This is a genomic window from Sulfobacillus harzensis, assembly GCF_012933365.1.
Taxonomy (GTDB): Bacteria; Bacillota; Sulfobacillia; order Sulfobacillales; family Sulfobacillaceae; genus Sulfobacillus_B; species Sulfobacillus_B harzensis.
In genome coordinates this window covers 1-287 of the sequence record NZ_JABBVZ010000373.1, presented here as the reverse complement: position 1 = coordinate 287, position 287 = coordinate 1, and the positions used below count along the sequence as shown (strand labels likewise).

At 54.4% G+C, this 287-nt stretch carries 1 protein-coding gene; it reads right to left on the bottom strand.

Going from position 1 to position 287, the window contains the following annotated elements; all coding sequences use genetic code 11:
* Nucleotides 1-287 (bottom strand): transposase (locus HIJ39_RS23540; protein ID WP_169103427.1); only part of this gene is annotated, 287 nt, incomplete at both ends.

The following is a 287-nucleotide window of genomic DNA, read 5'->3' as shown; positions in this document are numbered from 1 at the left end:
TCTTCTAAATCCCGATCGCCATAGTGGGCGTCTTCCGCCGTGTTGACCTCATCGATGGTCTTCAGAATCTCTTTGATCGTCGTCTCCAGCTTGGCCTTGTTTTTCTCGACCGCCTTCTTCCACACAAACGTGTAGCGGTTGGCATTCGCTTCGATTTTGGTCCCGTCCACGAAATAGTGCTCGAGTTTAACGTAGCCCGCTCGGAGGAGCTGCTGCAGGATGTCGCTAAAGATCCGATCGATGAGCGCTTTCAGCCGGTCGCTCCGGAAGCGGTTGATGGTCCGGAA